This is a genomic window from Gordonia sp. (in: high G+C Gram-positive bacteria) (assembly GCF_012515855.1).
In the GTDB taxonomy this organism is placed as follows: Bacteria; Actinomycetota; Actinomycetes; order Mycobacteriales; family Mycobacteriaceae; genus Gordonia.
Genome location: NZ_JAAYXO010000077.1, coordinates 22985 through 32838, shown reverse-complemented (window position 1 = coordinate 32838; position 9854 = coordinate 22985). Strand labels below are relative to the sequence as shown.

The window sequence follows — 9854 nt, the reverse complement described above, 5'->3', positions numbered from 1 at the left end:
CGGTCATCGCCGGTCCTCGGGCAGCGGACGCGGAGGCGCCATGAGCAACGAAGTCAAGATGATCGTCCTGTCGACCGACGACCTCGACGGATCGATCGAGTTCTACGAGTCGCTCGGGATGCCGTTGAAGTTCCGCGACGGCGCCCACTTCGCCGCACTCGACGGAGGCGCCATCACCGTCGCGCTGGCGACGTCGGTCGACCACCCGATTCACGGACAGGTGGTGGTCGGCGTCAAGACCACCGACGTCGACGCGACGGCGAAGGCCGTCGAAGCAGCGGGCGGCGGCATCGTCACCCAGCCGTACAACGACGCGCACGAGCGTCGCGCCGTGGTCTACGACAACAAGGGCAATGGCCTGGTGCTCTACAGCCCACTGCCCAAGCAGTAGCGAGCCGAGCAGTAGCGGGGCCGGCCCCGGCCGGACTCAGAGTTCGGTCGGCGTCCGGTGCTCCAGCACCGTGAACGCCGTTCCCTCGGGCTTCATCTCGTCGATCCGCGCATTGTGGATCGCGCGGCCGGCGTCCGACTGGACACCCTGGTGGATCGGGAAGGCGATCCGGGGCGCCACGCCGCGCAGGTAGTCGACCGGTTCGCTCAGCTTGAGCCACGGCGCGGCAGCGGGCAGCGCCAACACATCGATCCGCTCGAACGGAATGTAGAGACTGTCACCCGGGTGCATGAAGGCCCCCGGGCGCTCCGTCGTGTCGACCACGTACGAGATGTTGTCGACCACCGGGAGCTCCGGGTGGATCACCGCGTGCCGTCCGCCGGTCCCCCGGATCAGGAACGACCCGATCGCCACCTTCTCCCCTGGGCCGATCACCGACCACTCACCGGCGTCGCCGCGCTCGGCGAGCTGCGCCACCGTCTGCGGGTCGGCGTAGCGCACCGCCGACGGGTTGGCCGCGACCAGCGCGGGAAGGGTCGCCGGATCGGCGTGATCCGGATGCTGATGGGTGATGAGGATCGCGTCCAGCCCGGTCAACGAGTCGAAGCCCGAGGACAGATTGCCGGGGTCGAAGAGCACCCGGGTTCCGCCGCTCTCGATCAGGACGCAGGAGTGGCCGAAGTGTGTGACGAGCATGACAAACAACTTAGTCGACGCTCGCGCGTGACAAGGTTCTTACCGCAGAGTAAGGTTCTGACTTACTACGGAGTAAGAACGGACGCTCCGAGAACACATTCGCTTCGAGAACCTGGTGAGGAAATGACGACGAACACCGAACCCCGCGATACGTCTTCCATTGGGGCGCAGCCGCACAAGCTCAGCCCGATCGGTGCCGCGATGCGTGCGCTGAGCACCATCACCGGCTCCGACCTCGCCGCGAAGTACAAGCTCCGCGAGCCGATCAACCGCGTCGCCTACGAGGCCACCAAGACCGGATTCAAGACCCTCGGCACCGCCAACCGCGCGTTCGCTCAAGCAGCAGGCGGCGGCAGCCCCCAGCGCCCGGCCACTCCCTCCAAGGGCTTCTTCAATCTCACGCCCGACGACGAGCAGGAGATGATCGCGGAGACCGTGCGCGACTTCTCGACGGAGATCCTGCGCCCCGCGGCCTACGACGCCGACAACGCCGCCACCACCCCCGAAGACATCCTGAAGCGTTCGGCCGAGCTCGGCATCACGATGATCAACGTGCCCGAGGCCTTCGACGGCGCCGCCTCCGACCGCGGCGTGGTGACGAACGCGCTGGTCGCCGAGGCCATGGCCTACGGCGACATGGGCCTGGCCCTGCCGCTGCTGGCCCCGAGCGGCGTGGCCACCACGCTGACCAACTTCGGCAGCGACGCCCAGCAGCGCACCTACCTGCCCGACTACGCCGGAGAGAGCGTCCCGACCTCCTCGGTCGTCATCGCCGAGCCGCGACCGCTGTTCGACGCCTTCGACCTGCAGACCAAGGCCCGCCGCGTGCCGAGCGGCTTCCGCCTCTCGGGCGTCAAGTCCTTCGTCCCGATGGCAGGCAGCTCCGAGCTGTTCATCGTCGGTGCCCAGCTCGACGGCCGCCCGGCACTGTTCATCGTCGAGTCCGGCTCGCAGGGAGTCGTCGTCGAAGCCGATCCGGGTATGGGCCTGCGCGCGGCCGGCATGGGCCGACTGCTCCTCAATGACGTCGCCGTTCCCGCATCGGCGCTTCTCGGCGAGGTCGAGGGCGACGAGGCCGCGGCCGCCTACCGCAACGTGGTGCGCCTGTCGCGCCTGGGCTGGTCGGCGCTCGCCGCCGGTACCGCGAAGTCGGTCCTGGACTACGTGATCCCCTACGTCAACGAGCGCGAGGCCTTCGGCGAGCCGATCTCGAACCGTCAGGCGGTGGCCTTCATGGTCGCCAACATGGCCACCGAGCTCGACGGCCTGCGTCTGGTGACCCTCCGCGGCGCATCGCGCGCCGAGCAGGGCCTGTCGTTCGCCCGCGAGGCCGCCCTGGCCCGCAAGCTGACCATCGACAAGGGCCTGCAGATCGGCCTCGACGGCGTGCAGCTCCTCGGCGGCCACGGCTTCACCAAGGAGCACCCGGTGGAGCGCTGGTACCGCGACCTGCGCGGTGCAGGCATCGGCGAGGGCATCGTCGTTCTCTGACGGCGAAGAAGGAGTTTCAGGAGAGTTCCATGGCTATCAATCTCGAACTGCCCCGCAAGCTGCACACGACCATCGATCAGGCCCGCGACGCGGCGCTCCAGATCTTCCGTCCGATCTCGCGCAAGTACGACCTCGCCGAGCATGCCTACCCGGTCGAGCTCGACACCCTCGCCTCCCTGTACAACGGCCTCGCCGCAGCAGGCCAGGCCGGCGCAGGCGCATCCGGCGGTCGCGGTGACGCGAACAAGGAGCGCCCGGAGGGCTACAACGCCAACGGCGGCAACATGCAGTCCGTCCTCAACGCGATGTGGGCCTCGTACGGCGACGTCGGCCTGATGCTGTCGATCCCCTACCAGGGACTCGGCAACGCAGCCATCGCCGCCGTCGCCACGGACGACCAGATCGAGGAGATGGGCGGTGAGGTCTGGGCCGCGATGGCGATCACCGAGCCGGGCTTCGGCTCGGACTCGGCGGCCGTCACCACCACCGCGATCCGCGACGGTGACGAGTACGTCATCAACGGCGAGAAGATCTTCGTGACGGCGGGCTCGCGCGCGAGCCACATCGTGGTGTGGGCATCGGTGGACCGCAGCCTCGGCCGCGCCGCGATCAAGAGCTTCGTGGTCCCCCGCGACCATCCCGGCGTCACCGTCGCCCGCCTCGAGCACAAGCTGGGCATCAAGGCCTCGGACACCGCGGTGATCCGCTTCGAGGACTGCCGCATCCCGGCGTCGTTCCTGCTCGGCTCACCCGAGGTCGACGTCAAGAAGGGCTTCGGCGGGGTCATGCAGACCTTCGACAACACGCGCCCGATGGTGGCCGCCATGGCCGTCGGCGTCTCCCTCGCCGCACTCGAAGAACTGCGCAAGCTGCTCGAAGACGCGGGCCTGGAGATCGACTACGACCGCCCCGCAGCCGACCAGCCGGCAGCCGTCGCCGAGTTCATCCGCATGGAGGCCGACTACGAGGCGGCGTACCTGTTGTCGATCCGCGCCGCATGGATGGCCGACAACAAGATGCCGAACTCACTCGAGGCGTCGATGTCGAAGGCCAAGGCCGGTCGCACCGGCACCGATGTCACGAACAAGGCCGTCGAGCTCGCCTCGACGTACGGCTACTCGGAGCGGTCGCTGCTCGAGAAATGGGCTCGCGACTCCAAGATCCTCGACATCTTCGAGGGCACCCAGCAGATTCAGCAGCTGATCATCGCCCGCCGCATTCTGGGCAAGAGCAGCGCTGAGCTGAAGTAGCCGCACCGCAGTAACAGCACAGCAGTAACACCGCAGCGACCCCGGTCCGACTCCGTTCGGACCGGGGTCGCTGCACGCTGTGGTTCCCGGCACACGTGCTGATGACCGGCACCGACGGCCATTCGACCCGGCTGTTTGTGATCTGCGCAACCCCTGTGTAGGCTTCGACCAACTTTGTGAAATGACTCTGTTTCAACTGGGGGAAGAATGAGATTCCGCACCGTAGCCACCGCGGGCCTGGCCGCCCTGACGGCCCTGACCGTCGTGGCCGCCCCGACATCGGCGGTCGCACCCGCGCACGCCGAGCCCGGCGTGACCGTGAAGCAGGCACCGCTGCTGCCGCTGCCTCAGGAACTCGATCCGTCGTTCTACCGCCCGTCGCCCGCCGCAGTCACCGCGGCGGCACCGGGACAGATTCTCGGGGCGCGGCGGATCACCCCCGCGAACTTCGGGCTGGTGCCGATCAACGTCGACGCCTGGCAACTCTCGTTCCGTTCCACCGACACCAGCGGTCGAGCCATCCCGGCGGTCACCACCGTCCTCAAGCCACGCGGCACCACCCGGGGCCCTCGCAAAGTGATCTCCATGCAGCTGGCCGAGGACTCCACCGCCGGCTACTGCGCGACGTCGTACGCCGTCCAACAGTTCAACGCGAGCACGCTCCTGGGCCAAGCGGTCGCGCCCGCGGAACTGCTGATCGCACAGGGCTTTCTGGAGCAGGGCTACGCGGTGGTGCTGCCCGACCATGAGGGCCCCAACCACGCCTACGCGGCCGGCCCGCTGGGCGCCCGCATCACCCTCGACAGCCTGCGCGCGGCCAAGCAGTTCGCGCCGTCGACGATCACCGCCGAGTCGCCGATCGGTCTGTACGGCTACTCGGGCGGCGCCATCGTCACCGGCCACACCGCCGAACTCAAGAAGTCTTACGCTCCGGAGCTCAACATCGTCGGCGCCGCGGAGGGCGGCATCCCCGCCGACCTCCAGGTGGTCCTGCAGGCCGCGCAGAACAACATCACCAGCGGCCTGATTCTCGGCGCGGTGCTGGGCCTGTCTCGCGAGTACGACTACTTCCGGGAATTCCTCGATCGCCGCATGAACCCGACCGGCAAGGCGTTGATGGCCCTCAAAGGCCCACTGTGCGTGCAGTACCAGGCGATGACCTTCCCCTTCCTGAACAACACCGGAATGATCGACTGGCCGGGCGGCGCCATGCGCGCACCCGCGGTCAAGCGCGTCTTCAACGACACTCGCATGGGCCGCGAACTGCCCGACATGCCGATGTACATGTGGAACTCCGCGCTCGACGAGATCATCCCGGTCCGTCAGGTCGACGCGCTGGTGACGAAGTACTGCCGCATGCCGGGCGCGCAGATCACCTACACGCGCGACCACCTGTCCGAACACGGCATCGGCGAGGTCGCGGGCGCACCGATGGCACTCCTGTGGCTCAAGGACCGACTCGACGGAAAACCTGCCGCGCGGGGCTGCCGCACCAGCGATCAGCTGACCATGACCTCGGACGCCCGCTGGTGGCCGACGTTCTCGCAGACCGTCGGGGCCGACCTCGCAGCGCTGTTCGGAAAGGCACTCGGCGCGAATCGGTGATCGTCAGCGGCTAGCCTGGACCGATGACGGAACCGAGACTGTATCGCGGCCTGTCGATGCAGGACAGACGCCGCGATCGACGCCGACGTTTCCTCGATTCGGCCATCGAACTCTTCGGGACGCAGGGCTACGCGGTCACCTCCGTTGCCGCGGTCTGTCGACACGCCGTCCTCTCCTCGCGGCAGTTCTACGAGGAGTTCAACGATCGCGAGCATCTGCTCCGCACCGTGTACGACCAGACCGAAGACGCCGCGAGCGCTGCCGTGGTGGCCGCGGTCCAAGCTGCGTTCACCGACGACAGCAGCCTCGATGCGGTGCTCGACGCCGGTGTCGGCGCGTTCATCGACTACTTCAGCGCCGACCCTCGTCTCACGCGCATCTGCTTCATCGAGGCCGTGGGCGTCAGCCCCGAGTTCGAGGAGCATCGCGCGACGCGACGGTCGCAGTGGGGCGAGTCGCTGGCCGCGATCGCGGACACCGGGATCGAACGCGGGGTCCTGTCCGGAGGCGTCGACGCGCTGCTGTGGACCGGCTTCATCGGTGCGGTGAACGCGGTCATCGTCGAGCAGATGAATTCGCCCGACCTGACTGCTGAGGACACCCTGCGCGTGATGCGGGCGATGCTGCGTCGCGGCGTGCTCGGCTGACCGGACGACGCTGCGCGAGCACCGGATGCGCGCACGGTCAACGGCGGGTCACGTTCGGGCGAGTTGAGCGCCCGACCATTCGACGAACACCTAATATCGGCGAATGTCATCATTTCGCCTGAGCCGCGCAATACTCGCGGCAGGCGCGGTCATCGTCGGCGTGATTCTCTTTCTCCGACCGTTCGGTTCACTCACTGCGCTGGCCGTCACTCTCGGCATCGCGCTGGCGATCATCGGCGTCGGCGAGATCATGCGCGGGCGCGAGCACTCCAGTCCCACGTCCGGTGCCGCCGGGTGCCTGATCCTCGGCGCGGCGATGGTGACCGCGGCCTGGCCCGGCCTGCCGGTCACCGGAGTCGGCGCCGCCGTCGCCGTCGGCCTCGGCGTCTACGGACTGTCGCGCCTCACCGACGCCGTCCGCAAGACCAGCGCGAACCGAGTCGCGGACGCCCTTCTCGGCATCGCGGGACTGAGTCTCGCCGTGGTGGCTGCCGTCGCGCCCGGACTGACTCTCTTCACCGTGGCGTTGGTCCTCGGCGTGGCTCTGGTGTGGTCCGGACTTGCGGGGCTGTACTACTCGTTCGGCCGTCGCGCCGGGATCGTCCGTCCCCAGGCGCCGCGCGTGGTCGGCGGCGTGGTCGCGGTCGTGGTGACGGTCCCGCTCGCGGTCCTCACCGGCCAGGCATGGGAGAACGTTCCGACACCCGACGACTTCTACTACTCGGCGGCCGACGGCCCGCACGGCTCGCTGCTCAAAGCGGAACCGTTCAACGGCGGGCTCCCCGACGGCACGAGTGGTTGGCGGATCCTCTACACGACCCAGAACGAGGCGGGCCGTCCCGCGGTGGCCAGTGGCATCGTCGTCGGCGCCGTCGAGCAGCCGACGTCACCGAGCCCGGTGGTCGCGTGGGCGCACGCGACCACCGGCGTCGCCCGCGGCTGCGCGCCGTCGCTGACCAGCAATCCCTTCGCTGCGGAGCGCCTGCCCACGCTGGCCAGTGCCGTCGACGCGGGATGGACCGTGGTCGCCACCGACTACCTCGGCCTCGGCACGCAGGGCCCGCACCCCTACCTGATCGGGCACAGCGAGGCCCGATCGGTGCTCGATGCCGTTCGCGCCGCACGGTCCATCGACACCTTGACCCTCGCCGACAAGACCGTCGTCTGGGGCTACTCGCAGGGCGGTCACGCCGCACTGTGGACCGACCAGATCGCCGCAGCCTACGCCCCCGACGTGCCGCTCGCGGGCGTCGCCGCGGCCGCCCCGATCGCCGACCTGCGAGCGCTGGGACAGACCCTCGCCGCCTCCACCGGCAACGACATCTACGGGGCCTACCTCCTCAGCGCCTACGAACAGACCTACGACGACGTCGACGCCGACGAGTACCTCCGACTGCAGGCCCGACTGCCGATGCAGCAGTTGGCGCAGAGCTGCGCGACCGCCGAACCGAATCTCGGTCGCAGCCTGACGCGCGCCTTGGCGGTCGGCGCCGCACCGTACGTCGACTCGCTCGACCGCGGCGCGCTGGGACGACGACTGTCGGAGAACACGCCGATCGGTGCGACGACGACGCCCCTGCTGATCCTGCACGGCGATGACGACCAACTCATCCCGTCCGCCGTGCAGGCCGGGTACGTGGACCGACGCCGCGCGCTGGGCGCCGATCTGGCCTATCGCACCTTTCCACGACGCGACCACGACACCCTCGTCGCGGCCGACTCCCCCGCGACCATCGAACTGATGGCCTGGACGCACGGCCTGCTGGACTGATCGGGCGGGTCCCGATCAGTCGTGCGCGGTCAGTGGCCGAGCTGCTCCACCAGCGCTTCCAGAACGGCCATGTCCTCGATCGTCGACGGCACCGAGTACTCCTCGCCGTCGACGATCTGCCGCATCGTCTTGCGGAGGATCTTGCCGGACCGCGTCTTCGGCAGTCCGTCCACGACGGTGACGTCGCGGAAGGTCGCGACGGCACCGATGGTCTCACGGACCATCGCGACCAACTCGGCTCGCAGCTCGTCCTCGCTGATGCCCACGCCCGACTTGAGGACCACGTAGCCGCTGGGGCGCTGGCCCTTGAGGTCGTCGTGGATTCCGACCACCGCGCATTCGGCGACCGCCGGATGCGCCGCGACCACCGCTTCGATGCTGCCCGTCGACAGGCGGTGGCCCGCGACGTTGATGACGTCGTCCGACCGCCCGAGGACGAAGACGTATCCGTCGTCGTCGATGTAGCCCGAATCGCCGGTCAGGTAGTAGCCGGGGAAGGCGCTCAGATACGACGACCGGAACCGGTCCTCGTCTCGCCAGAGCCCGGCGAGCGTGCCGGGCGGCATCGGCAGCTTGACGACGATGTTCCCCTCGGCGTTGGCAGGCACCTGTGCGCCCTCGGCGTCCACCACCTGCACGTCGTAGCCCGGCACCGCGACGGTCGCGGTGCCCGGCTTCAGCGGCATGGGTTCCAGGCCGCGCAGGTTCGCGACGATGGCCCAGCCGGTCTCGGTCTGCCACCAGTGGTCGACCACCGGCACGCCGAGCTTCTCCGAGGCCCATGCGAACGTGTCCGGGTCCAGTCGCTCACCCGCGGCGAACAAGGTCTTGAAACGCGAGAGGTCGTACTTGGCCAGCTCGGCCGCCTCCGGGTCGGCCTTGCGGATCGCGCGGATCGCAGTCGGTGCGGTGAACAGCGCCGACACCCCGTGCTCGGCGATGACCCGCCAGAACGCGCCCGCATCCGGCGTGCCTACCGGCTTGCCCTCGTACATCACGGTGGTGGCGCCGAGGAGGAGCGGGCCGTAGACGATGTAGGAGTGTCCGACCACCCAGCCGACGTCGGACGCCGTCCACCACACCTCGTCCGGGGTGACGTCGTAGATGTTGCGCATCGACCACGCCAGCGCCACCGCGTGGCCGCCGTTGTCGCGGACCACGCCCTTCGGCTTTCCGGTGGTTCCCGAGGTGTAGAGGATGTAGAGCGGATCGGTCGCGGCCACTTCGACCGGACCGACGGCCTCCGCGGTCGAGGTCTGCTCGTCCCAGTCCAGCCAGCCGAAGTCGGCGGCCGCGCCCGGGACCTGCGCGCGGTCCTTGACGATCACCGTGGCCGGGGCGGACTCCGATTGCGCCAAGGCGTCCCGGACCATCGGCAGATACTCGACGGTCCGGCCCGGCTCCAGCCCGCCCGATGCCGTCACGAGTGCGACGGGCTGCGCGTCGTCGATCCGCGTGGCGAGTTCGGGGGCCGCGAAGCCGCCGAACACCACCGAGTGGACCGCGCCGATGCGGGCACACGCGAGCATGGCGATGGCCGCTTCCGGGATCATCGGCATGTAGACGATGACGCGGTCACCCTTGACGACTCCCTGGGCGGTGAGCACCCCGGCGAAGCGCGCGACCTCGTCGAGCAGTTCGGCGTAGGTGTAGGTGCGCTTCTACCCGACCATCGCCGAATCCCAGATGAGGGCGGGCCGGTCGCCGCGGCCGGCGGCCACGTGCCGGTCGAGCGCATTGGCGGAGGTGTTCAGCGTGCCGTCCGGGAACCAGCGGTAGATCGGCGGCGCGGAGTCGTCGAGCGCGCGCGTCGGCGCGGTGATCCAGTCGATCGAGGAGGCGGCGTCGAGCCAGAAGCCGTCGGGGTCGTCGATGCTGCGGGCGAAGGCATCCGAATAGGGAGACATGGCGTCAACGGTAGCGAGCAGCGGGTGACTGACACCACTTTCCGACCGTGGTACCGCTCACATATTGCAACATTTTGGTTACGGAAAGATAACAGC

At 68.8% G+C, this 9854-nt stretch carries 7 protein-coding genes and 1 pseudogene; 6 read left to right on the top strand and 2 right to left on the bottom strand.

The window, feature by feature from the left end; translation table 11 throughout:
• Positions 1-40 precede the first annotated feature (40 nt).
• Positions 41-391 (top strand): VOC family protein, encoded by a 351-nt coding sequence (locus GX543_RS05640; RefSeq protein ID WP_290850434.1) that lies wholly within the window; start codon positions 41-43, stop codon positions 389-391.
• A 36-nt stretch (positions 392-427) separates the two neighbouring features.
• On the opposite strand, the gene GX543_RS05635 is transcribed toward GX543_RS05640, so the two are convergent.
• Positions 428-1087 (bottom strand): MBL fold metallo-hydrolase, encoded by a 660-nt coding sequence (locus tag GX543_RS05635; RefSeq protein WP_290850432.1) that lies wholly within the window; start codon positions 1085-1087, stop codon positions 428-430.
• A 123-nt stretch (positions 1088-1210) separates the two neighbouring features.
• Here GX543_RS05635 and GX543_RS05630 point away from each other — a divergent pair, with 123 nt between their 5' ends.
• The 5 genes from GX543_RS05630 (at position 1211) to GX543_RS05610 (ending at position 7851) form a co-directional block, all read left to right on the top strand.
• On the top strand, positions 1211-2578 hold the full coding sequence (locus tag GX543_RS05630; protein ID WP_290850431.1) for an acyl-CoA dehydrogenase family protein: 1368 nt from the start codon (positions 1211-1213) through the stop codon (positions 2576-2578).
• Between the two features lie 29 nt (positions 2579-2607).
• Positions 2608-3828, top strand: coding sequence for an acyl-CoA dehydrogenase family protein (locus GX543_RS05625; RefSeq protein WP_290850429.1), 1221 nt, complete (start codon positions 2608-2610; stop codon positions 3826-3828).
• Between the two features lie 207 nt (positions 3829-4035).
• The gene (locus tag GX543_RS05620; protein WP_290850428.1) at positions 4036-5433 is read left to right on the top strand and encodes a lipase family protein; all 1398 of its coding nucleotides are present in this window, start codon (positions 4036-4038) and stop codon (positions 5431-5433) included.
• A gap of 23 nt (positions 5434-5456) precedes the next feature.
• Positions 5457-6080 (top strand): TetR/AcrR family transcriptional regulator, encoded by a 624-nt coding sequence (locus GX543_RS05615; protein ID WP_290850426.1) that lies wholly within the window; start codon positions 5457-5459, stop codon positions 6078-6080.
• 103 nt (positions 6081-6183) lie between these two features.
• A complete protein-coding gene (locus GX543_RS05610) occupies positions 6184-7851 on the top strand; it encodes an alpha/beta fold hydrolase (protein ID WP_290850425.1) in 1668 nt (555 codons plus the stop codon).
• Positions 7852-7880: 29 nt separating this feature from the next.
• Here the strand turns inward: GX543_RS05610 and GX543_RS05605 are convergent.
• Positions 7881-9758: pseudogene (locus GX543_RS05605) on the bottom strand (propionyl-CoA synthetase).
• Positions 9759-9854 lie beyond the last annotated feature (96 nt).